Genomic DNA, 24,542 nt, shown 5'->3' with positions numbered 1-24,542 from the left:
CTCTGTTTCAGGCCGAAACAATCCGAAACCCGACTTTCATTTCGCGGTTGCGAAGAGATCGGTAACCAAGGCGTGGGGCGAACTCCGCACAGAGAGGCGGGGCGCAAGATGAAGAGAGTTTGAGTTTGTCGGTCCGTCACGACCATCTTCAGAAGACGACCATCGCGCCCGCGATCATCGCCGGCGTGGGCGTGCACACGGGCGACCGCGTGCGTCTGGCCGTGCGCCCGGCGCCGGTCGGTACGGGCATCGTCTTCGTCCGCACCGACATCACTGACCGCGACAACCGCATCCCCGTCTCGGGCGAGGCCGTGGTCGACGCCCGCCTGAACACCATGATCGAGAACGCCGCCGGCGTTCGCCTGTCGACCATCGAGCACCTGATGGCCGCCTTCGCCGCGCTGGGCGTGTCGAACGCCGTGGTCGAGGTGGACGGCCCCGAACTGCCGATCCTGGACGGTTCGGCCCTGCAGTTCGTGCAGCTGCTGGACCGCGCGGGCTTCCGCAAGCAGGAAGCCCCGGTCGAGTACATCGAGATTCTGGAGCCGATCCGGGTTCAGGAGGGCGACAAGTCCGCCGTCCTGCTGCCCTGCGACCGTTACGAGATGCGGTTCGAGATCGACTTCGCCACCCCGGTCATCGGCAATCAGGTCGTGGACTTCGTGGTCGATGAGCAGACCTTCCGCGACGAGATCATGGCCGCTCGCACCTTCGGCTTCACCCATGAGGTCGAGGCCCTGCGCAAGGCCGGTCTGGCCCGTGGCGGCTCGCTGGAGAACGCCGTGGTCATCGACGGCGACCAGATCCTGAACCCGGGCGGGCTGCGCATGGAGCGCGAGTTCGTGAAGCACAAGGCGCTGGACGCCATAGGCGACCTGTACGTGCTCGGCGCGCCCCTGCTTGGCCGCTACGAGGGCGTGAAGGCCGGTCACGCGATCAACAACCTGCTGGTCCGCGAACTGCTGGCCAACCCGCAGGCCTGGCGCGTCGTGACCCGCGTGCCGCAGATGGCGATGGCAGGCTGAACACCCATTAGGGTTGGCGAGAATTCGACGACGAATTTTCGGTGATTTCGGCGACGAATTCTCGGTGATTTCGACGACGGCTTCCTGTGATTTGAGAGACGACGGCGACGGCGCGGGCCGTGTCCGTCCGCTGCGCCGTAGGTCATGGCCTGCGACTCGGCATTGCTCCGCAACGGGGGGGGGACAGGCTAGCCCAGGCTGATCGCGCTCATCAGGCGGCCGAAGTCGGGCTCCCCGTTCAGGAAGGCGCGGCGGTTCGAGAAGAACCGCAACTCGTCGGCGCGGGTGTCGTGGCCGGTCCATGCGGCCTGACCCACGCCCGCCTGCTCCAGACGCCACAGGACGAAGCCGGGCAGGTCGAACAGGCGTTTGTCCGGAGCGCCGCCGGGGATGAAGAAGCGCTCGCTGCCCGGATCGTGGTGGGCGAAGCGTTCCTCGAAATCGGCGCCGACCTGATAGGACGCCTGACCGATGCAGGGGCCGACCACGGCGACGATGTTCGCCGGACGCGCGCCGAGCGCCTCCAAGGCGGCGACGGTGGAATGGACGACCCCGCCCAACGCGCCCTTCCAGCCCGCGTGGGCCGCGCCGACGATCCCGGCGTCCGGATCGGCCAGCAGGACAGGGGCGCAGTCGGCGGTAAGGACGCCGCAGATGACGCCGGGCGCGGCGGTGGCGACGGCGTCGCCCTCGGGCCGCTCGCCCTTCCAGCCCGCCTCGGCCACCCGGCAGACGGCGGAGTGGATCTGGTAGCAGGCGGCGATGTCGTCCGGCGTCCCGCCCATGTGGGCGGCGATGCGGCGGCGGTTCTCGGCCACGGCGGCTGGATCGTCGGTGGAGCCCAGCCCGGCGTTGAGGCTGTCGTAGATACCGGTCGAGACTCCGCCCTGCCGGGTGAAGAACCCGTGGCGGACGCCCGCGCGGTCCAGCAGGGGATGGGTGATCGGTTCCAGCGACATGGTCACTCCTCGAAACCCGGCACGACCAGGGTGTGCGGAGAGAAGATCGCGCAGGCCTTGAACAGGGTTCCCATCTGGTCGTCGTCTGTCAGGCGGGCCAGTTGGCGCTCGATGATCGGGGCGGCGTCCGGGCGGCCGGACTTCAGCCGGTCGGCGCGAGCCTCGATGCCAAGCAGCTTCAGGAACTCGCCCTGCCCCAGACAGCCGGTCACGCCGGCGCCCGCATGGACAGCGGCTTCCTGCACGGTGGGGAAGTCGGCCCACTGGGTCAGGTCGGCGTCGCCGGGGTCGGCCAGCGGATCGACCTTCTGGTGGCGCTTCAGGGCCTGGAGCGTGTCTCCGGCTTCAGGCTTCGCGCGGCCGTAGTCGATCAGCAGTGCGGCGCCGTCGGCGGCCTTCAGCAGGTTGGCCAGATCGCGACCGAAGATGGCCTGCTGGTCCGAAATCTCGATGGTCTGGCCCGGCGCGACCTCGAAGTCCGGGCGTTTGAAGCCGCCGGTGATCCGCACGAGCCCGAACTGCAGATCGCCCGCGCCGTTCTCGGCGTCGGTCACGCCCACGCAGCGCTCGGCCCAGCCATCCTCCGTCTTCACGAACTGGCGGGCGGGCATGCAGTCGAGGACCTCATTGGCGATCAGGATCACGGGGGCGTCGGTCTCGAGCTGCTGGAGGGACGAGACCCAGCGCGGGTGCACGTCGCTGTCGGCCAGCATGCGGGCCTGCGCCTCGCGCAGGGGCGCGCTGGGCTCAATCAGGATCAGATCGACCGCCTCCAGGAACTCCGGCGCCAGACGGGCGGCGCGCAGGGCGTCGGCCATCAGGGTCCCGTCGCCGGGGCCAACCTCGACCAGCCGCACCCGCTCGGGCGCGCCCAGCCGGTTCCACAGTTCGATAGCCCACAGACCGATCAGTTCGCCGAACATCTGGCTGATCATCGGCGCGGTGATGAAGTCGCCGGTCGCGCCGAGGGCGGGGCGGGTCGCGTAATAGCCGGCCCGCGGATCGTGCAGGCACCGGGTCATGTAGTCGGCGACCGTCATCGGTCCCGTCAGGGCGATCTCGCGCGCCAGCCGGTCCTTCAGGCTCATGACGCCGCGGGCGCCCCGTCCGTCCGGTCCACCGGCGGGCGGCTCCAGGCGCGCCAGATCAGCCAGGCGCCGATCAGCATCATCGGCGTCGACAGGATCATGCCCATGGTCAGGCCGAACGGCAGGTGATCCAGACCGACGTCCGGCTGGCGCACCGTCTCCAGCAGGGCGCGGATCAGGCCATAGCCCAGCAGGAACAGTCCGGTGGCATAGCCCGGCTTGCGCAGCAGGCCGCATTTCCAGACGGCGAAGGCCAGCAGGCCCAGCAGGAAGACGCCTTCGAGGCCGGCTTCATAAAGCTGGCTGGGGTGGCGCACGACGTCGCCGGGGCCCTGACCGAGGTATTCGCAGGTCGCGCCGTACATGTCGCGGGCGCGTTGGTTACAGAAGTTGACGCCCCACGGAACCGTCGTCTCGCGACCCCAGAGTTCACCGTTGATGAAGTTGGCCAGACGCCCGAACATCAGGCCGAACGGCGCCGCCGCCAGGGCGATGTCGCCGATGGTCAGGATGCGGACCTTCGAGCGCAGGGCGAACAGGACCACCGCGAGGGTGCAGCCCAAGAGGCCGCCGTGGAAGGACATGCCGCCGTCCCACAGCCGGAACAGCGCCAGCCGCTCGCCCCAGTTCGCGCCGGTGAACAGGTCGCCGTACAGATGCGGCTGATAGAAGAGTGCGAAGCCCAGACGGCCGCCCAGAATGATGCCGAGGGTGATCCACAGGACCAGATCATCCAGCTGCTGGGTGCTGATCGGCGGCTTGCCCGGCGCCCATAGACGCTCGGTCCTGATGATGCGGGCGGCGTACCACCAGCCCAGAACGATGCCCGCCACATAGGCGAGGGCGTACCAGCGAATGTCCAGCGGGCCGATGCTGAACCACACCGGATTGAACTCGGGAAATTGCACGGGCGCTCCTGAAGGCGTTTCCTTGGGGCGTGGTTTAGCAAGCGTCGCCGATCACGTCCCCGAAATTTCAGTAACGCCTCGAGCGCGGTTTCGCCGCAAGCATGACAAGGTTTCGTTCACCATATCGGGTCAACCTTCATTAACCATGCTCATCAGTCCGAGTCGGAGCCTCTGAACACCATGCAAAGCCGAAATCCCTTCCTCGACGAGTTCTCGAAACTGGCCACCGGCGCCATGGGTCTGGCCCAGACCGCGGGCGAGGAAGCCCGGACCGCCATGCGCGCGCAGGCGGATCGCTTCGTCGCCGAAATGGACCTGGTCCGCCGCGATGAGTTCGATGCGCTGAAGGCGGAAGTCACGGCTTTGCGTGAGGAAATCGCCGCCCTGAAGGCCGCCAGAACGCCTCGCAAGGGAACGTCCACAGCGAGTGTTCCCCCTCAGGACGCAGCCGGTTGAGCCGAATCTGCGAACCCGCCTACGGTTCCTTAACAGGGCGTGAGTCGCGCCCAAGGAAGACTTGATGGACGCCGTTCGGCCCGAAGAAATCGACACGCCCTACGATCCGCTGGACGTGGTCGAGCATGTGCTGGTGGCGGAAAACCTGCCGTTTGATCGTACCGACGAGGGCGATCTGGCTTTCTCGCTGGCCGGTGACTGGAAGGACTACGAGCTGTGGTTCGCCTGGCGTCCGGAAGGGGATTGCCTTCAGTTGTGCTGCGCCCTGGACCTGCAGGCGTCCAAGGCTCGCCGCGCCGCTGCCTATGAGCTGGTCGGCCTGATCAACCAGCGCACCTGGATGGGGCATTTCGAGGTCTGGGCCGAGGATGGCGAGATCGTCTTCCGCCATTCGCTGGCCCTGCCGCTGGGCGAGCGTCCCACGCTGGCGCAGGCCGCGTCGATGATCGACGCCGCCGTGGAGGCCGCTGACCGCTACTATCCGGCCTTCGACTTCATGATCCGCGGGTCGAAGAAGCCGCAGGAGGCGATCGACGCCTGCCTGTTCGAGACGGTCGGCACCGCCTGATCCCATGACATCCGATGTTTCCCGTGACGGCGTGGTCCTGGTGGGCTGCGGCCGTCTGGGTTCGTCCATGCTGGAAGGCTGGCTGGCGACCGATACGGTCGCGGCGACCGACCTGATCATTCTCAGTCCTTCGTCCAAGCCCGCGACCGAAGCGGCCGGCGCCAAGGGCGCGCGCATCAATCCACCGTCGGGCGATCTGCATCAGGCGAAGACCGTGGTGCTGGCGGTCAAGCCGGCGATGTGGCGAGCCGCGCTGGCGCCGCTGGTCGAACACCTGAACCCCTACGCTGTGATCGTGTCCGTGATGGCGGGCGTGAAGGCCGCCGACATCGCCGCTGTCGCCGTTCGACCGGTGGCGCGGGTCATGCCCACCACTGCGGTGGCGCAGGGGCAGGGCGTGGCGGCGGTCTGGTCCGACGATCCACGCGCGCGGGCGGCGGCGGAAGCCCTGTTCACGCCGGTCGCCGATGTGGCGCCGCTGGAGGATGAGTCGTTGATGGATGCAGCGACCGCCGTGGCCGGATCCGCGCCTGCCTTCATCTATGCTTTCGTGCAGGGACTGGCGGATGCCGGTGCGGCGCAAGGGTTGTCGCCCGAGGCGGCGGCGCGACTGGCGCGCGGGGCCCTGCGCTCGGCAGGGGCGGGGCTGGAGACGGGCGAGGGACTGGACGCCCTGATCGCCCGCATCGCCTCGCCCGGCGGCACGACCCGCGCGGGGCTGGACGCCATGACCGACGGCGGCGACCTGACGCGTGCAGCCGAAGCCGCCGTCAGCGCCGCCGTGGCGCGGGCGAAGAGCCTCTAACGCCCGACGACGTAGCGACCCGCGGCGATGTTCGACCCGAGGCGGCGATAGGCGCGATCAGCGTCCTGCCAGACCGCGAAGCCGCGAACGTCAGACAGGTTGTTCGAGAACCAGCGGTAACGCACGGGCTGAACGCGTCCGTCGGCCATTATGATCTGGCCCTCGATCGCCGCACCGCCGATGGAGATGCTACGCATGGGGTCGATGCCCGGGCGATCAGCGACCTGCTGAAAGGTCGGGCGGTTGGGTTTCAGCTCGGTCAGCACGAGTTCAACCCGGGCTCCCGCCAGATCAGCATCTTCCGCAATGGCGCGGGACACGATGCGGGTCAGCTGATCGACCTGCTGTTGCACCTCCCGGGCGCCGAGCTCGCGGCTTTCCTTTTGCAGATCTTCGCCGAGGGTCACGGTCACTGACGGCTGGGCGGCCGCGGCGCCGGCGACAGTCGCTGCGACGGCGAACGGCACGATAAAGGCGAGGTTACGCATGGCAGTCTCCAGATCGCCCCCGATCTGACCTGAAAGATGGGCGCGATGGCGCGGCTTGGCAATGGACGACCGACGTTCCTAACCCGGCAGTCGGATCAGGGCGCGAAGCCCACCCAGATCACTGCGCTCCAGGGTGATGTCGCCGCCGTGACCGCGCGCCACGTCGCGGGCGATAGCCAGTCCCAGCCCCACGCCTTTGCGGTTCTGGTTGCGGCTTTCGTCGAGGCGCGAGAACGGGCGGAAGGCTTCCTCGTGCATCTCGTCCGGGATGCCCGGGCCGTCATCCTCGACCGTGATCTCCAGCCCGCCGGACGGCAGGGGGCGGGCGCTGAGACGGACGTGCTCGCCGTGCGAGGCGGCGTTGCCCGCCAGATTGATGATCGCGCGCTTGAAGGCGAGGGGGCGCACCAGCGCGGTCAGGGCGTCCGGGGCGATGACCTCGACCTCGGCCCCCGCGCGGCGGGCGTCTTCGGCGGCGGAGGCGAGAAGCTCGGGGATGGACACATCCTGCGCCGCCTCTCCGGCCTCGCCGCGTGCGAAGGCGAGGTACTCGTCGATCATATGCTCCATTTCGTCCATGTCGCCGCGCATGGCGTCCGCGCGCTTGAACGGCGGGGCGAGGGCGAGCTCCAGACGCAGGCGCGTCAGGGGCGTGCGCAGATCGTGGCTGACGGAGGCCAGCAGGGCGGTGCGCTGGTCGATGTGGCGCTGGATGCGGTCGCGCATGTCCATGAAGGCGCGGGCGGCGGCCCGGACCTCGCGCGCGCCGGACGGCTTGAACCGCTCCTGCGGCTCGCCCCGGCCGAAGGCTTCCGCCGCCTCGGCGAGGCGTTCGATGGCTCGGACCTGATTGCGGATGAACAGGATCGCCACGCCCATGAGCAGGACCGTGGCGATCAGCAGCCAAAGGACGAAGATGTGGGCCTGGGTCGCCACCGCGCGCTCTCGCGGAGCGATGATGCGCAGCACCCCCTGCGGCTGTTGCACCCGGATGTCGACGTAGGCGGGGTAGCGGGTGGTGTCGAACCAGACCGGCTGGTCGATGCGGTTGCGCAGCGCCGCCTCCAGCGTCCGGTCCACAACGCCGAGCGTGCCGCGCCGGGTCTCGCGCGGCAGGGTCTCGCCCTCCTGAAGGACGATAGACAGGGACATGGAACGCTCGGCCCGCTCGGCGATGACGTCCAGATTCTGGGGCGTCGGATCGTCAGCGTAGCTTTCGACCGCCCATGCGATGTCGCCCGCCAGACCGTCGGACAGGCGCGCGGTCACCGTCTGCCAGTGCATGTCGAAGAAGGCCCAGGTGACGGCCACCTGCATGACCAGCACGGGCAGGACGATGATAAGCAGCGACCGGCCCCAGAGCGAGGTCGGCAGACGCCGCTTCAGAAAGCGCGGCCAGAGCGCGGTGGGAAGAAGCCTCATGCCCGTTCCTCCTCCTTGGGGGAGGGGGACCATCCGCAGGATGGTGGAGGGGTGTTGAAGCGTGCGCGGGGGCGGCGCCCCTCCACCGCTTCGCGGTCCCCCTCCCCCGAGGGGGGAGGAATGCGGTGCATCAGTCCGGGGCCAGCATGTAGCCGATGCCGCGCACGGTCTGGAGGTAGCGCGGGTTCTTCGGATCAGCTTCCAGCTTGCGGCGCAGGCGGGTGACCTGAACATCCACGGCGCGGCCGGTGATGTCGGCGGTGTCGGGCGACAGGCTCATGCGCTCGACCGGAGCGTGGGCATGGATGGCCAGTGTTTTCAGCAACTGGGCCTCGGCCTCGGTCAGGCGCTGGGGCTTACCGTCCTTCAACAGTTCCAGCCGCTCCATGTCGAACACCGCCGGCCCCAGCTTGATCTCGCGCGGGGTCAGGGGCTTGCCGCCGGTGCGGCGCAGGATGGCGTCAATGCGCAGGGCCAGTTCGCGCGGGTCGAACGGCTTGGACATGTAGTCGTCAGCGCCGCGGGACAGGCCCTCGATCCGGTCGTCCGGATCGCCCTTGGCCGTCAGCAGCAGGACCGGGGTCTTGGACGTTTCGGCCTTGGAGCGAATCCAGGTCGTCAGGTCGAAACCGCTTTCGCCCGGCATCATCACGTCCAGCACGATCAGGTCGAACTCGATCAGTTCGACAAGACGCTTGGCGGCGGCCGCGTGGGCGGCGCCGGTGACGCGATACCCCTCGCGGGTCAGAAATTCCTTGAGCAGTTCGCGGATGCGGTCGTCGTCATCGACGACCAGCAGATGCCGACCCGCGCCCGGCCCCGCGATCGGGCCCGAACGGCCGCTGGAGCGAACATCGGTCATGCGGATACGCCCTCACACGCGCAACAGGCGTTGACCTGAGCGATTCCGGCGGGTCTAAACCGGTGAGTTTCGCGGGAGACGTTCTTCAATGGCCTTCGTTCCTTTCGACGATCGTGATGGTTGGATCTGGATGGACGGGCATTTCGTGCCCTGGCGGGACGCGAAAACGCACGTTTTGACCCATGCCCTTCACTACGGCTCGTCGGTATTCGAGGGTGAGCGTATGTATGGCGGCGAAATCTTCAAGCTGACGCCGCATTCGGAGCGCCTCCAGCGTTCCGCGAACCTTCTTGATTTTGATCTTCCGTACAGCGTGGCCGAGATCGACGCCGCCTGCAAGGAAACCTGCGAAAAGATGGGGCTTTCGGACTGTTATGTGCGTCCGGTGGCCTATCGCGGGCCTGAACAGGTCAGCGTCTCGACCGTCAACAACAAAACCCACGTCGCCATCGCCGTTTGGGAGTGGCCCAGCTACTTCGATCCGGAGACCAAGGCGAAGGGGATTCGGCTGGAGTGGGCCAAGTGGCGCCGCCCGGACCCGATGACCGCCCCGTCGGCGGCCAAAGCCGCGGGTCTCTACATGATCTGCACCATGTCCAAGACCGCCGCCGAGAAGCGCGGCTATTCGGACGCGATGATGCTGGACTGGCGCGGCTATGTGGCCGAGGCGACGGGCGCCAACGTCTTCTTCGTGCAGGACGGCGTGCTGCACACACCGCCCGTCGACGCCATTCTGGACGGCATCACCCGCCAGACCGTGATCGAAATGGCCAAGGCCAAGGGCATCGAGGTGGTCGTGCGCCACATCCGCCCGGAGGAGCTGGCCACGTTCAGCGAATGCTTCCTGACCGGCACCGCCGCGGAAGTCACCCCGGTCAGCGAGATCGGCGAGTACCGCTTCACTCCGGGCGCGCTGAGCCTCGGGCTGATGGAAGACTACGGCAAGCTGGTCCGCGGCCAGCTCTGATCAGGGCGGTGGCGTCTGGCGGCGCTTGCCAGATGCGACAACCTGTCGTTCAAGGGCTGAACGGGATCGGCGGAGTGCGTCGGTCGGGGAAGTGTTGATGTTCAGCCTTTTGAACCTGCAGAGCCTGCTGGGGCTCGTCGTCATTCTGGGCGCCTGCTGGGGTCTGTCCGAGAACAAGCGCGCCTTCCCGTGGAAGCTGGCGATCGGCGCCATCCTTGTGCAGGCGGCGCTGGTGCTGGTGCTGTTCAACCCCGCGTCGCGCGGTGCGCTGGAAACGATCAACGGCGCGGTGGACGGGCTGGCGAAGGCGACCAGCGTCGGCACCAATTTCGTCTTCGGCTACCTGGCGGGTGGTGAGTTCCAGCAACCCTATGCGGTGCAGGATCAGGGCTCGCTGTTCACCTTCGCCTTCAACGTCCTGCCGCTGATCCTCGTGATCTCGGCCCTGTCGGCCCTGTTGTGGCACTGGAAGGTGTTGAAGTGGATCACCTACGGCTTCGGCATCCTCTTCCAGAAGACGATGGGGCTGGGCGGCGCCTCGGCGCTTGCCGTGGCGGCCAACATCTTCCTGGGCATGATCGAGAGCCCCATCGTCATCCGCGCCTATCTGGACAAGCTGACCCGGTCGGAACTGTTCCTGATGATGGTGGTCGGTCTGGCGACGGTGGCCGGTTCGACCATGGTGGCCTACGCCCTGATGCTCGAAACGACCCTGCCGAACGCCGCCGGGCACGTGCTGGTGGCCTCAATCATTTCGGCCCCGGCGGGCATCCTGCTGGCGCGCATCGTCATTCCGGAAAAGCCCGGCGAGGGCGGGGCCTACGCCGAATACGACTCGGCCCTGAAGTACGACAGCGCCATCGACGCCATCGTGAAGGGCACCTCGGACGGCCTGATGGTCGTGCTGAACATCTCGGCGGTGCTGATCGTCTTCGTGGCGCTGGTGGCGCTGGTGAACATCATGGTCGGCGCGATCTTTCCGGGCATCAGCGTCGAATGGCTGCTGAGCTGGGTCTTCGCCCCGGTCGCCTGGCTGACGGGGGTGGAGTGGGCTGATGCGCGGCAGGCGGGGCTGTTGTTGGGCACGAAGCTGACCCAGACGGAGTTCAAGGCCTTCATGGATCTGGGCGCGGTGCCGGCGAGTGAACTGACCCAGCGGTCGCGCATGCTGATGACCTACGCCCTGTGCGGTTTCGCCAACATCGGTTCGGTCGGGATCACCGTGACCGGCCTGTCGGTGCTGATGCCCGAGCGCCGCGAAGAGGTGCTGGGGCTGGTGTGGAAGGCGCTGTTCGCGGGCTTCCTGTCGACCCTGATGACGGCGGCCATTGTCGGGGCCATGCCCGGCTCCATATTCGGCTGAACGGAAAGGCCGATCATATGAAGCTGTTCACCTCCCACCGCGCGCCCAACCCGCGTCGGGTCCGCTGGGTTCTCGCCGAGAAGGGCGTCGAGGATGTCGAACTGGTCGAACTGGACATCATGGTCGGCGAGCACCGGACGCCGGAGTACCGATCCAAGGTCGGCGTCCCACACGTGCCGGCGCTGGAACTGGACGACGGCACGACCATCTCGGAATCCGTCGCCATCTGCCGCTATCTGGAGGCGGTCTATCCCGAGCCCAACCTGTTCGGGCGCGACGCCGCCGAGCAGGCGGTGATCGAGATGTGGACCCGTCGGTGCGAGTTCTATCTGGCCAATCCGATCATGCTGAACGTGCGCCACTCGCACCCCGCGCTGGCCGCGCTGGAGGCGACCCAACTGCCGCAGGTGGCCGAGTACAACAAACTCTCGGCCGAAAAATTCATGAAGACGCTGGACCGTCGTCTGGCCGACCACGAGTTCATCGCCGCCGACCGCTTCACTATCGCCGATGTGGTGGCGGTGGTCGGGCTCGATTTCGCTCGCTTGATCAAATACCGGCCGCCGGAGGAGTTCACTCATCTGGCCCGTTGGCTGGAGGCCGGCCGCGCCCGTCCGGCGGCGAAGGCGGGCGTCTAGCTTCTAGAGTTGATGGTCGAACGGGCCTTCTTCGGCCGGTTCCAGTGACTGCCCCTGATAGATCTGCGCCACCCGGGCGCCGAGCAGATCGCCGGGGCCTTGCAGGAAGCGTGGGGCGCCGAAGCGTTCGATATTGTCCAGTTGCCGCGCCAGAGCTTCGCGGTCCTGTCTGACCACCGGATCGAGGAACAGACGGATGGCGCGTTCCTTCAGCCATCCGGGGCCACGCCCCTTGGGCGTGGTGAAGCAGGCGAAGGGCATCAGGCTGGTCGGCGTCACGGGGGTGAAGAAGACCGTCACGCACAGGGTCAGGCCGCGCGGTCCCTCCCACCGCGCCTGAACCAGCGTCGGGGCGTGCAGGCGGGTGATGCTGCGGTCGCGCGGCGGCTCCAGCAGGCGGGACATCCAGCCGAGGTCGGGCTGGGGCTGTTCGATGATCGACTCGATCCAGTCCGTCCCCGCCCGGACCGACAGGCGCACGGGCATGCGACGGCTGCTGCGGCGGATGATGCCGTCGTGGATGAAGTTGGTGTGGAACGGGTCCAGCACATTCTCCAGCGCATCCAGCGCCCGGCCGCGCCAGACGCCCTGCGACCACCAGAAGTGATCGTGATCCTCTGCGCCCCACGGGCCGAGGTCTGGCAGGTCGGGGCCGCCGGGCGACAGGCGGACCAGAACCGCGCCGTTCAGTTCGCGCACCTCGACCGGAGCGGCGGCCAGACGCGCGCCCTCGCTTTCGGAAAAGGCGCAGCCGGGAACCTCGACGCAGGCGCCGTCGGGGGCGAAGCGCCAACCGTGATAGGGGCACTGGACGGCGCCCCCGACTAGCTTGCCTTCGGAAAGCGGATAGTTCCGGTGCGGGCAGCGGTCGATCAGGGCGGCGATCGCGCCGTCGGCGCCCCGGAACAGGACCAGCGGGGTATCGGCGACCGTGCGGGCCACCGGCTTGCGCCCCAGCTCGCGCGACAGGGCGGCCATCTGCCAGCTGCGGGACAGGCTTTCGGGCAGGGGCGTCAAGGGTGGCTCCAGCGGTCGGGGGAAAGCGGCGCTCCGTTCCACTCGATATCAGCGGTCATGGCGGCGGTCAGCGACTGACGCTGTCGCAGCGCGCGCAGGGCGAAGCCGAGGGTGTCGATCAGGGCGCCGGCAAGGGGCGCGCGGTCGCCGGGGCGGGTCAGGGCGTCGAGACCGTCGCGCCTCTGCCGCCGCCACCCGGTCAGGCGACGCTCGCGCAGGGCGGCGGGCAGGCCGTAGCGCCACAGGGCGGGGGCGATATGGCGGGGCGTCGGGTCGGGCGTCGCCTCTCCCCGACCGATCAGGGCCAAGGCGAATGCGGGATCGGCGCCGAACCGATGCACCCCGCTGGTCGCGCGCGGATTGCACTCGATCAGCCAGGGGCGCCCGACGTCGTCGACCAACGCGTCACAGGCGAACTGACCGGTCCCGACCTCGGGCGCGAGCGCATCGCCCATCCGGCGCAACTCGGTGGTCAGGGGGTCGGGCAGAGGGTGGAGGGCATAGGCCGCGCCGCCGGGCAGCCTCCAGTCCGAGCCGTAGGCGCTGAAGGCCGCTATCTGTCCCGCGTGGGCGACGGCATGGAAGGAGACCTCTTCGCCCCGGATGCGTCGCTGGACGATCCATGGCCGGTCTCCGGTGGGTCGGATGCGCGCGACGGCGGCGGGGGACGGCGAGATCAGGGCCTCACCGAAACGGGACCACACCGGCTTGATCACCACATCGCCCATGTCGGTGACGGCCTGTGACAGGTCGGCGGGATCGGTCACTGTCCGGGTTTCCGGCGTCGGCAGGCCCAGCCGGGCGCACAAGGCGACGAAGCGGTCCTTGGCGTGAAGCTCGGCCAACGGCTGCGGGCGGGGAGCCAGTAGCCGGTCAGACCAGCCGTCAGCGGTCGCCAGCGCCGACAGATGGAAGACCTCCTCGCAGGTCGGGATGATCCACACCGGCTCCAGCCGATTGATCAGGGCGCGAATGCCGGCGGCGAAGGCGGCGGGCTGCTGTACCGGCGAGGCATGGCGATGCACCGGCCCGGCGCTGTTCGACCATCGCGCCAGCCGGGCCGGGACGCAGTCGGCCAGATGGGGCTCGAACCCGGCGACGCGGAGGCTGCGGGCGATGTCCAGCGCCGCGACGGACCGGGCGCCGGTGATCAGGATGTGCTCAGCCATCAGACCAGCGCACGCGGCGACGTTTGACGGCGAACGGTTCAGGCGCGCTCCGTGCGGTGACGGGGAGGTCGATCCCCTTGTCGGCCAGCAGGGCGCGGATCGCCCCGGCCACGGCCTCGATGCTGTCGGCGGCGGCCTCGACCCGGACGCCGGCCTGTCCGGCGACGGCCCGCCAGTCCTCGCCGGGCGGCAGGACGGCGCTGACGGCCTCGTCCACGGCGCGGGGCGGGATCACCGTCTCGCCCCATCGCCACAGGTCCTCAAGCCGGCCCTCGACCGGCCGGACCGCCAGCCGCGCGGTGCCGCAGGGGCAGGGCGTGGACAGAGGCTCCAGCAGATCGGGCAGGCGCATCCGGATCATCGGCTGTGTCACGCGCCGCAGGTCGGTGACGACCGGCAGGAAGCGGTTGGTTCCCGGCACGGGTTCGCGCTCGATGATCAGCACATCCTCGTTCAGGTGCATGGCGCCGTGCACGCAGGGGGCGCCGATGAAGCCCTCCGTGGCCTGATAGATGGGGGCGGGGCGGCTCTCTAGCGTGGCTTCCATCCAGTCACGCTCGGTCTCCCCCATGGGCTCGGCGCCCCAGAACAGACGGGCTGGCCGCCATGGAGCGCCGGTTTCCACCCCATGCGTCAGCTCGGACAGGACATGGGCGGGGGCGATCAGGACGTGAGGCCCGAAAGCCTCCAGACGGTCCAGCTTCTCCGCCGTCGGCATGTCCAACCCCAGGAACAGGAAGCGGAACGGCCCGGCGCCGGAGACGTCGCTGTAGAGCTTCGACGTCGCGCGCAGGCTCAGCGCGATCCGCTTCTTCCGGAACAGGGCGGACTTGGGCATCAGCCGCGCGATCATGTGGCCCAGATAGGCGGCGCGCTCGGCCTTGCCGCTGACGAACAGGCCGGGAGGTCCAGACGAGCCGGACGAGAAGCCGGCGACCACGCCTGGACGGACCTCGCCGGTCCCGCCCTGCTCGGCGGCATGGGCGGCGGCCTCGGTCTCGGCGCGGGTCAGGCCGAGGGTGTTCCAGCGGTCGAAGTCCGCGCGGACATCGTTCGGAGTGGTGATCGGGAAGGCGTCCAGCGGCTGTCCGGCCAGTTCCGCGACAGCGGGTGTCTTGGCCAGTGTGGCCGTCAGGCTCGCCCACAGTCGGGCCTGTCGGGCCTCGATGGCGGCGCGGGTGGTCAGCCGCGAGCCGGTCCAGCGGGCGTCCAGCCAGGCGCGCAGGACGGCGGGGCGATCAACCGCGCCCACGCGGCGCCTCCACCTCGACCTCGCCGCAGTGGGAGGGCGTGAGCAGCAGTTCGGGATTGCGGTTCCACAGCCGGTGCAAGGCCGTCAGGGTGTCGCGCCATGGCCCGGTCTCGCCCAGCAGGGCGGTGGTCAGGCGCGGCGGCGGGGCGTTGTCGCGCACGGCGCCGCTGGACCATGCGGCGTCGGCGATCAGGAAGCGGGTGCGTCCGTCCTCCTGCCGCACGACCAGCCCCCAGTGACCCGGACAGTGGCCGGGGAGCTGGACCGCCACCAGCGAGCCGTCGCCCAAAAGGTCGACGCCGTCCTCGAACGGCGACAGGTCGGGACCGAGCGGCAGACGGGGGCGGTCCTCGAAGAAGACGGCGCGGGCGTTGATGTCCGCGGGCGCCAGATCAGCCAGGACGCCCTGCCGCACCCGCGCGAACCGGCCCGGTTTGCGCACCTGCGCCAGCCCCGCCCGGGCGCAGAAGATGCGGGCGTTCGGAAAGCGCTTCAGACCGGCGATGTGGTCGCCGTGGAAATGGGACACGATCACCGCGCGGACCTCCTCCGGGCGAACGCCGAAGTCGGGCAGTTGCTCCGCCACCGCTTCGCCCGGTGCCAGATCAACCGGGGTCATCCAGCGATAGAGGATTTCCGGGAAGGCTCTGGTCACCTCGAAGAAGGCGGGATCATAGCCGGTGTCGAACAGGATGGCGCCCTCCGCCGGATGTACGATCAGGGCGGCCAGGGCCGGGAAGACCACGGGCTTCACACGGCCGTCGCGCCGGGTCATCACTTCCGGATGCGAACAGGCCCCCGCGCGCAGGATATGCACCCGGCAGCGGGTCACGCCCGCTTCGCCAGTTCGGGCGCCATCTGCATTGCGGTATCGATGGCGTCGTGCCGCGGCTCGTAGTCGATCAGGCGCTTGGCGCCGGACAGGTCGAAGGTCTGGGACCAAGCGAGGGTCGAGAGGGTGTAGGGGGTCAGCACCGGCTCGGGCTGGCCGGGCAGCAGGCGACTGATTGTCTGGGACAGCACGGACATCACCTGACCGATGATCAGCGGCACGGGGATGATCTTCACCTCCACGCCCAGCGCTTGCCCCAGCTTGCCGACCAGATCGGCCAGAGCCGTCGGGCGGCCCGAGGTGATGTTGACCACCTGCCCGCCTGCTCGTTCGCGATGCAGATCGGCCAGCAGCAGGGCACGGGCGGCGTCGCGGCTGTCGGTCAACTCGACCATGGCCTTGCCGCCCCGGAACAGGGGGAAGCGACCCTTCTTCACCAGCCTCAGGATGCGCGGCAGCAGCACCTGATCATCCGGCCCGACGATGGCGCGGGGGCGAAGGGATACGGTGCGGAAGCCCGTCGTATCCGCGGCGCGGACCATCCGTTCGGCCTCGCCCTTGGTGCGGGAGTAGGCGTTCAGCGGGCGAGGATTGGGCGGGCTGTCCTCGGTCAGATCGGTCTGGTCCCCCCAGCGGGCGAAGACGGACGGCGACGAAACGAAGATGAAGCCGTCGGCCCCGGCGTTTCTGGCGGCGTCCAGCAGGCGGCGGGTCAGTTCGACATTGGCGCGCTCGAAATCGGCGTCCGGTCCCCATGGGCTGGACAGGGCGGCGGCGTGGAAGACGACGTCGATATCACGGCACGCGGCGTCGGTCTGGTCCAGCAGATCGCCGCCGAAGGGCTCGGCGCCCATGGCCTTGAGCCGCTCCAACGCTTCCGGCTTGCGGCCCGAGGCGCGGACCGAATAGCCGGCGGCCAGCAGAGCCTCGACCACGGCCAGTCCCAGCCCGCCGGTGGCGCCGGTGACGAGTGCGCGACGGGTCATGTGCGGATCACCATGGCGGCTGCGCTGATCCCGGCGGCTGTGCCGAGCAGCAGGACGGTCTTGCCCGGGGTCAGCCGACCCTCAGCCTGCGCGAGGGTCAGGGCGGTGGGCAGGGAGGCGGCTATCTGGTTGCCGTGGGTGTTGAAGATGTCGATTACGCGGGCCGGGTCTCCGCCCATCAGGCGACGCACATGCTCCACGCCGGGCTTGCTGGCCTGATGAGGCACAATGACGTCCACGGAGTCTCGGGTCAGCCCGGCCTCGCCCAGCACCCGGTCGATCAGGTCCGGCAGGCAGCGGGCGGCGGCCTTGAAGATACCGAAGGCGTCCATGTGGAAGCGGGCGCCCTCGGTCAGCGCCTCGAGTCCATGCTCGATACGGATGCGGGTGCCGCCGCTGCGTAGGGTGGCCAGGTCCTTGCCGTCGCCATAGGTCTCGAACCCGCGCGCCAGCAGGGCCGGGCCGCCTCCGCCTGTCCCGGCCTCGATGCAGACGGCGGCGGCGCCGTCGCCGAAGATGGCGGCGGAGGCGGGCGTGCCCCAGTCCAGACCGGCCGAGGCTATGTCGCTGGACACGATCAACGCCCGGCGGAAGCGGCCGGTCTCCAAGCCCATGGCCACGATGTCCAGGGCGGTGACGAAGGACAGGCAGGTCTGGTTCACGTCGAAGGCCCAGACTCCGGACTTGCCGAGGCCCAGCGCTTGCTGGATCAGCACCGATGTGCCGGGGATCGGCTGCTCCATCACCCCGCAGGCGCCGATGATCACGTCGAGATTGTCCGCCGCCCAGCCGGCCATGGCCAGCGCCTTGCGCGCGGCCTCGACGCCCATGGCGGAAGTGGTTTCCTCGGCGGATGCGACGCCGCGCGTGGCGATGCCGAACTGGCTTTCCGTCCAGCCCTCCGGCTGGCCGAAGAGGGTGTCCAGCACCGTCGAGGGGCGTTGGTCGCGCGGCGCATAGGCCCCGAAACCGGTCAACGTCATCGGCGTCATGCCCGCAGGCTTAGCCTCGCCTGTGGCCTTGCGTCCATCACTGTTCAGTGACTGGTCTTCACCGCCCGCGTCGCCAGCACGTCCAGAACGTCCTGCAGCCCGAGCCCACGGGCGTGCAGCAGGACCAGCAGGTGATAGATCAGGTCAGCGGCTTCGGAGGCCAGTTCCTCATCCGGTCCGGCGGCTCCGGCCAGCGCTGTCTCGACGCCCTCCTCGCCCACCTTCTGGGCCACCCGCTTGGGCCCCTCGGCCAGCAGACGGGCGGTCCAGCTTTCAGCCGGATCGGCGGCGGCGCGGACGGCGATGGTCTGCTCCAGCCGGGCCAGACGTCCGACGCCCGGCGCGTCCTCTTCGCCGAAGCAGCTGACCCGGTTCAGGTGGCAGGCGTTGCCGACCGGGCGGACCTTCAGCACCAGCGCATCGCTGTCGCAGTCAGGCGTGATCGAGACGACGTGCAGCCGGTCGCCCGAGGTCTCGCCCTTGCGCCAGCGCCCGCCGCGCGAGCGCGAGAAGAAGGTCGCCTCGCCGCTGTCCACCGTCTCATCCAAGGCGGCGCGGTCCATATAGGCGAGGGTGAGCACCTGAAGGGTCGCGGCGTCCTGCACCACGACCGGGATCAGGCCGTCGCCCTTGGCGAAGTCGAGGGTGTTCGGATCGATCATGGTCTTACCTCGATGCCGGATCGGATCAGGAAGCTCTTGAGCTCGGGGATCGGCAGGGCGCCGGTGTGGAAGACGCTGGCCGCGAGCGCGCCCGAGACGTCGGCCTGTTCGAACACGTCACGGAAATGCTCCGCCGAGCCCGCGCCGCCCGAGGCGACCAGCGGGATGGTCAGGCGCGAGCGGGCTTCGGCCAGCTGGGCGATATCGTAGCCCTTGCGGACCCCGTCCTCGTCCATGCAGTTCAGGACGATCTCGCCGGCGCCGAGCGTTTGCGCCTCCATGATCCAGTCCATGGTGCGGCGGCCGGAGCCCCGGCTGGCGGCGGCGTCGCCGGTGTATTGGTGCACGACCCAGTCATCCCCCGCGCGCTTGGAATCCACGCCGACGACCACGCACTGGGAGCCCAGCCGGTCGGCCATCTCGGCGATCAGGTCGGGCCGTTCGAGGGCGGGGGAGTTGATCGACACCTTGTCCGCGCCGTGGTCGAGGCAGAGCGCGGCCTGCTCGACCGAGCGAATGCCGCCCGCGACGCAGAACGGGATGTCCAGCAGTCGGGCGATGTCGCGCACCCAGCCATAGTCCAGCGTGCGGCCCTGCGGGCTGGCGGTGATGTCGTAGAAGACCAGTTCGTCGGCGCCCTGATCGCGATAACGGGCGGCCAGTTCGGCGGCGTCGCCCATGTCGCGGTGCCCCTCGAAACGAACGCCCTTCACGACCCGGCCGTCCTTCACGTCGAGGCAGGGAATTATCCTTCTGGCCGTCATGCGCGGGCGGTCTCCAGCGCCTGTTCCAGCGTGAAGCGGCCCTCGTAGAGGGCGCGGCCGATGATGGCGCCGGACGATCCGACAGAACGGGCGCCGGTCAGATCGGTCAGGTCCGCAACCCCGCCCGAGGCCTGAAGCCACAGGTCGGGGCGCTGCTGGTGGATCTCGGCCAGCAGGTCGAGGTTCGGCCCGGTCAGGGCGCCGTCGCGCCCCACATCGGTGACCAGCAGGTGTCTGGCGCTGCCGACCGGATAGCGCTCGAGCGCGGTCCACAGGTCCACGTCGGCGGCTTCGGTCCACCCCTTCAGCGCCGGGACATAGCGATCGCCGTCGGCCTTCACGTCGATGGCCAGGGTGATGTGGTCGGCGCCGAAGCGCTCGAGCCAGCCCAGCACCTCGTCCGGCTTCGTCACGGCCAGCGAGCCGACCACGACGCGGCTGACCCCGGCGTCCAGCAGGCGTGCGACATCATCGGCGCTGCGCACGCCGCCGCCGGACTGGATACGGATGTCGATGGCCGAGGCCAGTTCGCCGATCAGCTCATGCTGCATGGCGCGCCCGGCCTCGGCGCCGTCCAGATCGACGATGTGGGCCCAGGTCGCGCCTGACGCGCGGAAGGCCGCCAGTCGTTTGGGCGGCGCATCGTCATAGTGGGTCACCTGATCGAACTTGCCGTGCATCAGGCGAACGCAGACGCCGTCGCGCAGGTCGATGGCCGGATAGACGATCATGCGTCCAGCTCCAGAAAATTCTTGAGGATGCGGGCCCCGGCCTTGGCCGAACGCTCCGGGTGAAACTGACAACCCCAGCGATTGGCCTGACGGACCACCGCCGGAACCACGCCGCCGTAGTCGGCCCGCGCAAGGGTGGCGGGGCCGTCGGGGCAGACGAAGCCGTGGACGAAATAGGCCCAGTCGCCATCGCCCAAGCCTTCGAGCAGGGGATCGGCCTGCGTCACCTCCAGCCGTGACCAGCCCATGTGGGGCACGGGCAGGGAGGGGCCGGGCTCCAGTCTGGAGACGCGCCCGGGGATGAGGCCGAGCAGTGGCGTGCCGCCGCCTTCATCGCTGTCGGCGAACAGAAGTTGCTGGCCCAGACAGACGCCCAGCAGGGGGCGGGGGAAGGCGCGGATCGCGTCGGTCAGGCCGAGTTGGTCCAGTCGCGACATCGCGTAGCCCGCCTGACCTACGCCCGGCAGGATCAGCCGCTCGGCTTCGGCCACATCGGCCGGGTCGCTGGTCAGGCGCACGGCGGCCCCCAGCCGCTCCAGCGCGAACTGGACCGAGGCGACGTTGCCCGCGCCATAGGTGAGGATGGTGACGGATTTCACAGAACACCCTTGGTCGACGGCACCGCTTCGCCCTCGACGCGGATCGCTTGACGCAGGGCGCGGCCGAAACCCTTGTAGGCGGCCTCGGTCTTGTGGTGGTCGTCGTCGCCGGTGACCTTGATGTGGACCGCGGCGCCCATGGCCTCGGCCAGAGAGCGGAAGACGTGGGCCGTCAGATCCGTGCGGTACTCGCCGATGAAGGGCGTGGCGAACGTTCCCTCGAACAGCGGATAGGGCCGCCCCGACAGGTCGATGGCGACATGGGCCTCGGCTTCGTCCATCGCGAGGATGAAGCCATAGCGGGCGATGCCGCGGCGCGCGCCCAGCGCCTGCTTCAGCGCCAGACCCAGCGCGATGGCGCTGTCCTCGATGGTGTGGTGCGGATCGGTGTGCAGGTCGCCCTCGCACGACAGGGTCAGGGAGAAGCCCCCGTGCGCCGCGATCTGCTCCAGCATGTGGTCGAAGAAGCCGACGCCAGTCGAGATCACGACCGGGCCGGTCGTGTCCAGATCGACGGCGCAGACGATGCGGGTCTCCTTGGTGTCGCGCACAGCCTGACCGGTGCGATTGGCGCGCGCCTTGGCGGGGGCGAGGTCCAGCGCGACCAGCAGGCGGTCGTTGATCTCCATCTTGGCGGAGACCGGCAGACGCAGGCGGTCGCCCGCGCGCTCGGCGACGACGCCGTAGCGGGTCAGGACGGCCAGCACGGCCCCGGGATCGGATGGGCGCGCCATCAGGACCGGGCCGAAGCCGGGTTCAATGGTCATCTCGCGCGACAGGGCCTTGGCCAGTCGCTCCCGCTCACGCCGGACGGCCCCCAGACGTTCCTTCGTCTCGATCAGGCGGGACGGATCGAGCGCCTGCAGGGCCAGCCGCACCGAGACTTCCGGCAGGGCATAGGGCTCCAGCACCGAAGCCAGTTGCGCCAGCGCCTCCGGCTGTCCCAGCGCGGCGCCGACCCGCGCGCCCGCCAGCCCATAGGCCATCGACAGGCTGCGCAGGACGATCAGGTTCGGCTGTTCTCCAACGGCTTCAGCGGCCGAGGCGGCGTCGGCGTACTCGGCCATCCCCTCGTCCACGACCAGCAGGGCAGGCGCCACCCGAGCGGCCATTTCGGCCACGGCTTCGGGCGAACCGAGGGCGCGCACGATGACGGCTCCGGTCTCGGCCTGTGGGGCTGCCGTGCGATAGAGGGCGGCAAGCGAGCGGTAGGGCTCGGCGTCCGGGGCCTCGACCTTCAGGCCGTCGCGGGCGGCGAGGCGAAAGACCAGCTCCAGCCCGTGTGTGAGCCCCCGCACCGGCAGCACCTGACCGGCGGGCAGGCCGTAGACCTCGCCCATCCGGGCCGCGAGCGCGGCGGGCGCGGCCGGATAACGATCCAGACCTTCACCACCCGCGACCAGCGGGGCGAAGGGGGCGGGCAGGTTCTTCATTGGCCCGACCTCAGGTCGGCGGCGCGGGCGTGGGCTTCCAGCCCTTCCATCCGGGCCAGCTGGGCGGCCACCGGCGCCAGACCGGCGGCGCCTGCGGCGCTCACGCTCTGGACTGACATGGAGGTCATGAAGCTGGCGGTGGTGATCCCGCCGAGGGTCCGTGCTCCGCCGTCGGTCGGCAGGACATGGCTGGGCCCGGCGGCGTAGTCGCCGAGGGTCTCGGCGGCGTAGGGGCCGACGAACACAGCGCCTGCGGCGGTGATCCGCTCGACATGCTTTTCCGCATCCAGCACCTGAAGCGCGAGGTGTTCCGGGGCATAGAGGTTCGAGACCTCGCAGGCTTCGGCGACGCTCTTCACCCGGATGACCCGCCCTTCGGACAGGGCCGCGCGGGCGATGTCGGCGCGGGGCAGGGTTTCGAGCTGAAGCTCCAGCTCGTCCAGCACGGCGTCGATCAGGCCCTTGCTCTCGGACACCAGCACGACCTGGGCGTCCGGGTCGTGTTCGGCCTGACTGAGCAGATCGGCGGCGGCGACCACGGCGTCGGCGTCCCGGTCGGCGATGACCAGCAGCTCAGACGGCCCGGCGGGCATGTCGACGGCGGGGCCGCCGGGGAGGGCGCTGGCCTGCTTCTTGGCCTCCGCGACCCAGGCGTTGCCGGGACCGAACAGCTTGGCCACGGGCTCGATCTCGCCGTCTTCGAACGTCGCGCCGAAGGTCAGCGCCGCGATGGCCTGCGCGCCGCCGATCAGCCACAGGGCGTTCAGTTCGGCCTCGGCGGCCGCGACGATCATGGCCGGGTGGGGCCGGCCGTCCTTCGACGGCGGCGTTACGGCCACGCGTCGCGCCACCCCCGCCACCTGGGCCGGAATGGCCAGCATCAGCAGGGACGAGAACAGGGGGGCAGTGCCGCCCGGAACATAAAGACCCGCCGACCCGATGGGTCGCCATACGATTCTCGAACGGACGCCGGGCCGGGTCTCGATCCATTGGCTGTCGTCGGGCCGGGTGGCCTGATGGAAGATCCGGACGTTCTCGGCGGCGATCTTCAGGGCGCGGGTGGCGGCGGGCGGGAGTGATGCGCGGGCGTCGGCCACCAATTGGTCCGTGATGGCGATGCGGCGTGGCGCGGCGCCGTCCAGCTTCAGGCTCCAGTCGGTGACTGCCGCGCCGCCGCGCGCCTGCACGTCGTCGAAGATGGCGCGCACGCCGTCGGTGACCTGCGCCTCGCTGCGGCGGGCAGGGCGCGCGAGGGCGGCGCGGCGACCGGCGGCGTCCAGCGACGACCAGTCGATGATGTTTCCAATCAGCCGGGTCATCACATCATCTTCTCGATGGGCAGCACCAGAATGGCCGAGGCCCCGGCGCCCTTCAGCTTCTCCAGCGTCTCCCAGAAGACGGCTTCCTGACAGACGGCGTGCACGGCCACGGCGTCGTCCCGGCCGGACAGGGGCATGACCGTCGGGGCGCCGGCGCCCGGCAGGATGGCGGTGATCTGGTCCAGCGCCGCGCGCGGGGCGTTCAGCATGACGTATTTGGCGCCTTGGGAGGCGACGACGCCGCTCATTCGTTCGATGATGCTGTCCAGCAGTTCGGCCAGTTGGGGCTCGGGCGCGACGGGCGAGCGGATCAGCACCGCCTGCGAGTCCAGCACGGTGTCCCGCGCCGACAGGCCGTTCGCCTCGATGGTCGCGCCGGTGGAGACCAGGTCACAGATTGCGTGGGCCAGCTTCAGCCGCGGCGCGACCTCGACCGCGCCGCGCATGGTGACGATGTCGGCGCTGACGCCCTGCGCCTCCAGATAGCGGCGCAGGACGCGCGGATAGGAGGTGGCGATCCGCTTGCCGTCCAGCGAGGCGGGCCCGGCGTAGTCCAGTGTCGGCGGCACGGCGATCTTCAGCGTGCATTTGCCGAAGCCCAGCGGCATGACCACCTGCGCGACCGGCCCGCCGTTGCGGCCCTCCTCCAGCACATTCTCGCCGACGATCCCCAGATCGCAGACGCCGTCGGCGACAAAGGTGGGAATGTCGTCATCGCGCACGCGGAGCAGGTCGATGGGATAGTTCTCGACCCGATACAGCAGGTCGTTGTTACCCTTCACCACGCGCAGGCCCGCATCGCGGACCAGATCGAGACTGCGTTCGGACAAACGGCCGGATTTCTGGACGGCGATACGCAGCCGACCCTCAACGGTGCTCATGATCTCAACTCAGGCTTTCAGTCTGTCCAGCACCAGGCGGTAGCCCTGATGCGGCATCTCTTTCAGGAAACGGGCGACCCGCACGACGGTGGTCGGGCTGGCCTGCGCCTCGGCGGCGATCTCGCGGTACGACTTGCCGCCGGCGTCCAGAAGCCGGGCCACGGCCCAGCGCTCGGTGAAGGCGCGCAGTTCCGCGGGCGTGCAAAGGTCGGCCAGAAAGGCGTCCACCTCCTCACGCGTTTTCAGCGTCAGAAGGGCGTCGTGCAGGGCGTCGCGGGCGGCGGGGATCGTCATGGCGCGTTTCATTATGCTGTAACGATGGAACGCACAAGTGCATTCTGTCGCGGACCCGAAAG

Annotated in this window: 27 protein-coding genes; 7 read left to right on the top strand and 20 right to left on the bottom strand. The window is 69.2% G+C overall.

Translation table 11 applies throughout. The features are described 5' to 3' along the window. The first annotated feature begins 125 nt into the window (after positions 1 to 125). Positions 126 to 1,025 (top strand): UDP-3-O-acyl-N-acetylglucosamine deacetylase, encoded by a 900-nt coding sequence (gene lpxC / locus ACODRV_RS12885; protein ID WP_488908580.1) that lies wholly within the window; start codon positions 126 to 128, stop codon positions 1,023 to 1,025. A 188-nt stretch (positions 1,026 to 1,213) separates the two neighbouring features. Here the strand turns inward: lpxC and pgeF are convergent, their stop codons facing one another. The 3 genes from pgeF to lgt are packed head-to-tail and all read right to left on the bottom strand — an operon-like array spanning position 1,214 to position 3,980. Further along, a complete protein-coding gene (pgeF, locus tag ACODRV_RS12880; RefSeq protein WP_488908579.1) occupies positions 1,214 to 1,984 on the bottom strand; it encodes a peptidoglycan editing factor PgeF in 771 nt (256 codons plus the stop codon). 2 nt (positions 1,985 to 1,986) lie between these two features. Further along, positions 1,987 to 3,072 carry a class I SAM-dependent methyltransferase gene (locus ACODRV_RS12875; protein ID WP_488908578.1) on the bottom strand — a complete coding sequence of 362 codons (1,086 nt, stop codon included), beginning with the start codon at positions 3,070 to 3,072 and terminating at the stop codon, positions 1,987 to 1,989. Continuing rightward, a complete protein-coding gene (gene lgt / locus ACODRV_RS12870; protein WP_141627376.1) occupies positions 3,069 to 3,980 on the bottom strand; it encodes a prolipoprotein diacylglyceryl transferase in 912 nt (303 codons plus the stop codon). The genes ACODRV_RS12875 and lgt overlap by 4 nt, the downstream gene beginning before the upstream one ends. Before the next feature lie 180 nt (positions 3,981 to 4,160). Here lgt and ACODRV_RS12865 point away from each other — a divergent pair, with 180 nt between their 5' ends. The 3 genes from ACODRV_RS12865 (at position 4,161) to ACODRV_RS12855 (ending at position 5,809) form a co-directional block, all read left to right on the top strand. After that, a complete protein-coding gene (locus ACODRV_RS12865; protein WP_141627375.1) occupies positions 4,161 to 4,436 on the top strand; it encodes an accessory factor UbiK family protein in 276 nt (91 codons plus the stop codon). Between the two features lie 64 nt (positions 4,437 to 4,500). Continuing rightward, entirely contained in the window at positions 4,501 to 5,004 is a 504-nt protein-coding gene (locus tag ACODRV_RS12860; protein WP_141627374.1) for a type III secretion system chaperone family protein, read from the top strand. 4 nt (positions 5,005 to 5,008) lie between these two features. Next, entirely contained in the window at positions 5,009 to 5,809 is an 801-nt protein-coding gene (locus tag ACODRV_RS12855; RefSeq protein ID WP_488908577.1) for a pyrroline-5-carboxylate reductase family protein, read from the top strand. On the opposite strand, the gene ACODRV_RS12850 is transcribed toward ACODRV_RS12855, so the two are convergent. The 3 genes from ACODRV_RS12850 to ACODRV_RS12840 all read right to left on the bottom strand — a co-directional run bounded on the left by ACODRV_RS12850 (position 5,806) and on the right by ACODRV_RS12840 (position 8,581). Continuing rightward, a complete protein-coding gene (locus tag ACODRV_RS12850) occupies positions 5,806 to 6,297 on the bottom strand; it encodes a hypothetical protein (protein WP_488908576.1) in 492 nt (163 codons plus the stop codon). The two genes, ACODRV_RS12855 and ACODRV_RS12850, sit on opposite strands and share 4 nt — an antisense overlap. A 78-nt stretch (positions 6,298 to 6,375) precedes the next feature. Then, on the bottom strand, positions 6,376 to 7,719 hold the full coding sequence (locus ACODRV_RS12845) for a sensor histidine kinase (protein ID WP_141627371.1): 1,344 nt from the start codon (positions 7,717 to 7,719) through the stop codon (positions 6,376 to 6,378). A gap of 130 nt (positions 7,720 to 7,849) precedes the next feature. Then, positions 7,850 to 8,581, bottom strand: a complete 732-nt coding sequence (locus ACODRV_RS12840; protein WP_205750753.1) for a response regulator — start codon at positions 8,579 to 8,581, stop codon at positions 7,850 to 7,852. A gap of 88 nt (positions 8,582 to 8,669) precedes the next feature. On the opposite strand from ACODRV_RS12840, the gene ACODRV_RS12835 reads away from it, so the two are divergent. From ACODRV_RS12835 to ACODRV_RS12825, 3 genes are all read left to right on the top strand, one after another. Then, positions 8,670 to 9,548, top strand: coding sequence for a branched-chain amino acid aminotransferase (locus ACODRV_RS12835; protein ID WP_141627369.1), 879 nt, complete (start codon positions 8,670 to 8,672; stop codon positions 9,546 to 9,548). Positions 9,549 to 9,645: 97 nt separating this feature from the next. Next, complete coding sequence (locus ACODRV_RS12830) at positions 9,646 to 10,911, top strand: NupC/NupG family nucleoside CNT transporter (protein ID WP_488908575.1); 1,266 nt, start codon at positions 9,646 to 9,648, stop codon at positions 10,909 to 10,911. A gap of 17 nt (positions 10,912 to 10,928) precedes the next feature. After that, positions 10,929 to 11,549 carry a glutathione S-transferase family protein gene (locus ACODRV_RS12825; RefSeq protein WP_141627367.1) on the top strand — a complete coding sequence of 207 codons (621 nt, stop codon included), beginning with the start codon at positions 10,929 to 10,931 and terminating at the stop codon, positions 11,547 to 11,549. A gap of 3 nt (positions 11,550 to 11,552) precedes the next feature. Here ACODRV_RS12825 and ACODRV_RS12820 read toward each other — a convergent pair whose 3' ends face one another. The 14 genes from ACODRV_RS12820 to ACODRV_RS12755 are packed head-to-tail and all read right to left on the bottom strand — an operon-like array spanning position 11,553 to position 24,480. Further along, on the bottom strand, positions 11,553 to 12,566 hold the full coding sequence (locus tag ACODRV_RS12820; protein ID WP_488908574.1) for a Rieske 2Fe-2S domain-containing protein: 1,014 nt from the start codon (positions 12,564 to 12,566) through the stop codon (positions 11,553 to 11,555). Then, positions 12,563 to 13,735: an ATP-grasp domain-containing protein gene (locus tag ACODRV_RS12815; protein ID WP_488908573.1), complete on the bottom strand. Its 1,173-nt coding sequence runs from the start codon at positions 13,733 to 13,735 to the stop codon at positions 12,563 to 12,565. The genes ACODRV_RS12820 and ACODRV_RS12815 overlap by 4 nt, the downstream gene beginning before the upstream one ends. Further along, positions 13,728 to 14,987, bottom strand: coding sequence for a cell division protein FtsA (locus ACODRV_RS12810; RefSeq protein WP_488908572.1), 1,260 nt, complete (start codon positions 14,985 to 14,987; stop codon positions 13,728 to 13,730). The genes ACODRV_RS12815 and ACODRV_RS12810 overlap by 8 nt, the downstream gene beginning before the upstream one ends. Continuing rightward, complete coding sequence (locus tag ACODRV_RS12805) at positions 14,974 to 15,819, bottom strand: MBL fold metallo-hydrolase (RefSeq protein WP_488908571.1); 846 nt, start codon at positions 15,817 to 15,819, stop codon at positions 14,974 to 14,976. The genes ACODRV_RS12810 and ACODRV_RS12805 overlap by 14 nt, the downstream gene beginning before the upstream one ends. After that, entirely contained in the window at positions 15,816 to 16,805 is a 990-nt protein-coding gene (locus tag ACODRV_RS12800) for an NAD-dependent epimerase/dehydratase family protein (protein ID WP_488908570.1), read from the bottom strand. Before ACODRV_RS12800 ends, ACODRV_RS12805 begins: the two co-directional genes overlap by 4 nt. Beyond that, complete coding sequence (locus tag ACODRV_RS12795) at positions 16,802 to 17,797, bottom strand: 3-oxoacyl-[acyl-carrier-protein] synthase III C-terminal domain-containing protein (RefSeq protein WP_141627361.1); 996 nt, start codon at positions 17,795 to 17,797, stop codon at positions 16,802 to 16,804. The genes ACODRV_RS12800 and ACODRV_RS12795 overlap by 4 nt, the downstream gene beginning before the upstream one ends. Positions 17,798 to 17,841: 44 nt before the next feature. Then, a complete protein-coding gene (gene hisIE / locus ACODRV_RS12790) occupies positions 17,842 to 18,459 on the bottom strand; it encodes a bifunctional phosphoribosyl-AMP cyclohydrolase/phosphoribosyl-ATP diphosphatase HisIE (RefSeq protein ID WP_488908569.1) in 618 nt (205 codons plus the stop codon). Further along, positions 18,456 to 19,223, bottom strand: a complete 768-nt coding sequence (gene hisF, locus ACODRV_RS12785) for an imidazole glycerol phosphate synthase subunit HisF (protein WP_141627359.1) — start codon at positions 19,221 to 19,223, stop codon at positions 18,456 to 18,458. The genes hisIE and hisF overlap by 4 nt, the downstream gene beginning before the upstream one ends. Beyond that, positions 19,220 to 19,954 (bottom strand): 1-(5-phosphoribosyl)-5-[(5-phosphoribosylamino)methylideneamino]imidazole-4-carboxamide isomerase, encoded by a 735-nt coding sequence (hisA, locus tag ACODRV_RS12780; RefSeq protein WP_141627358.1) that lies wholly within the window; start codon positions 19,952 to 19,954, stop codon positions 19,220 to 19,222. Before hisA ends, hisF begins: the two co-directional genes overlap by 4 nt. After that, complete coding sequence (gene hisH, locus ACODRV_RS12775) at positions 19,951 to 20,553, bottom strand: imidazole glycerol phosphate synthase subunit HisH (RefSeq protein WP_488908568.1); 603 nt, start codon at positions 20,551 to 20,553, stop codon at positions 19,951 to 19,953. Before hisH ends, hisA begins: the two co-directional genes overlap by 4 nt. Next, positions 20,550 to 21,986 carry an aminotransferase class I/II-fold pyridoxal phosphate-dependent enzyme gene (locus ACODRV_RS12770; protein WP_488908567.1) on the bottom strand — a complete coding sequence of 479 codons (1,437 nt, stop codon included), beginning with the start codon at positions 21,984 to 21,986 and terminating at the stop codon, positions 20,550 to 20,552. The genes hisH and ACODRV_RS12770 overlap by 4 nt, the downstream gene beginning before the upstream one ends. Beyond that, entirely contained in the window at positions 21,983 to 23,305 is a 1,323-nt protein-coding gene (gene hisD, locus ACODRV_RS12765; protein ID WP_488908566.1) for a histidinol dehydrogenase, read from the bottom strand. Before hisD ends, ACODRV_RS12770 begins: the two co-directional genes overlap by 4 nt. After that, on the bottom strand, positions 23,305 to 24,186 hold the full coding sequence (gene hisG, locus ACODRV_RS12760) for an ATP phosphoribosyltransferase (RefSeq protein ID WP_141627355.1): 882 nt from the start codon (positions 24,184 to 24,186) through the stop codon (positions 23,305 to 23,307). Before hisG ends, hisD begins: the two co-directional genes overlap by 1 nt. Before the next feature lie 9 nt (positions 24,187 to 24,195). Next, the gene (locus tag ACODRV_RS12755) at positions 24,196 to 24,480 is read right to left on the bottom strand and encodes a YerC/YecD family TrpR-related protein (RefSeq protein ID WP_141627354.1); all 285 of its coding nucleotides are present in this window, start codon (positions 24,478 to 24,480) and stop codon (positions 24,196 to 24,198) included. Between the last annotated feature and the right edge of the window lie 62 nt (positions 24,481 to 24,542).

Source organism: Brevundimonas sp. FG8 (assembly GCF_057808845.1).
This window is presented reverse-complemented; position numbering and strand designations above follow the sequence as displayed.

Coding starts and splice junctions, on each gene's coding strand:
- ACODRV_RS12830 (WP_488908575.1), top strand. CDS start 9,646: ATGTTCAGCCTTTTGAACCTGCAGAGCCTGCTGGGGCTCGTCGTCATT.
- ACODRV_RS12800 (WP_488908570.1), bottom strand. CDS start 16,805: ATGACCCGTCGCGCACTCGTCACCGGCGCCACCGGCGGGCTGGGACTG.
- ACODRV_RS12815 (WP_488908573.1), bottom strand. CDS start 13,735: ATGGCTGAGCACATCCTGATCACCGGCGCCCGGTCCGTCGCGGCGCTG.
- ACODRV_RS12795 (WP_141627361.1), bottom strand. CDS start 17,797: ATGACGCCGATGACGTTGACCGGTTTCGGGGCCTATGCGCCGCGCGAC.
- hisF (WP_141627359.1), bottom strand. CDS start 19,223: ATGACGGCCAGAAGGATAATTCCCTGCCTCGACGTGAAGGACGGCCGG.
- ACODRV_RS12755 (WP_141627354.1), bottom strand. CDS start 24,480: ATGACGATCCCCGCCGCCCGCGACGCCCTGCACGACGCCCTTCTGACG.
- ACODRV_RS12860 (WP_141627374.1), top strand. CDS start 4,501: ATGGACGCCGTTCGGCCCGAAGAAATCGACACGCCCTACGATCCGCTG.
- ACODRV_RS12875 (WP_488908578.1), bottom strand. CDS start 3,072: ATGAGCCTGAAGGACCGGCTGGCGCGCGAGATCGCCCTGACGGGACCG.
- hisA (WP_141627358.1), bottom strand. CDS start 19,954: ATGATCGTCTATCCGGCCATCGACCTGCGCGACGGCGTCTGCGTTCGC.
- ACODRV_RS12825 (WP_141627367.1), top strand. CDS start 10,929: ATGAAGCTGTTCACCTCCCACCGCGCGCCCAACCCGCGTCGGGTCCGC.
- pgeF (WP_488908579.1), bottom strand. CDS start 1,984: ATGTCGCTGGAACCGATCACCCATCCCCTGCTGGACCGCGCGGGCGTC.
- ACODRV_RS12855 (WP_488908577.1), top strand. CDS start 5,009: ATGACATCCGATGTTTCCCGTGACGGCGTGGTCCTGGTGGGCTGCGGC.
- hisD (WP_488908566.1), bottom strand. CDS start 23,305: ATGACCCGGCTGATTGGAAACATCATCGACTGGTCGTCGCTGGACGCC.
- hisIE (WP_488908569.1), bottom strand. CDS start 18,459: ATGATCGATCCGAACACCCTCGACTTCGCCAAGGGCGACGGCCTGATC.
- ACODRV_RS12845 (WP_141627371.1), bottom strand. CDS start 7,719: ATGAGGCTTCTTCCCACCGCGCTCTGGCCGCGCTTTCTGAAGCGGCGT.
- hisG (WP_141627355.1), bottom strand. CDS start 24,186: ATGAGCACCGTTGAGGGTCGGCTGCGTATCGCCGTCCAGAAATCCGGC.
- ACODRV_RS12770 (WP_488908567.1), bottom strand. CDS start 21,986: ATGAAGAACCTGCCCGCCCCCTTCGCCCCGCTGGTCGCGGGTGGTGAA.
- ACODRV_RS12850 (WP_488908576.1), bottom strand. CDS start 6,297: ATGCGTAACCTCGCCTTTATCGTGCCGTTCGCCGTCGCAGCGACTGTC.
- ACODRV_RS12835 (WP_141627369.1), top strand. CDS start 8,670: ATGGCCTTCGTTCCTTTCGACGATCGTGATGGTTGGATCTGGATGGAC.
- ACODRV_RS12840 (WP_205750753.1), bottom strand. CDS start 8,581: ATGACCGATGTTCGCTCCAGCGGCCGTTCGGGCCCGATCGCGGGGCCG.
- ACODRV_RS12865 (WP_141627375.1), top strand. CDS start 4,161: ATGCAAAGCCGAAATCCCTTCCTCGACGAGTTCTCGAAACTGGCCACC.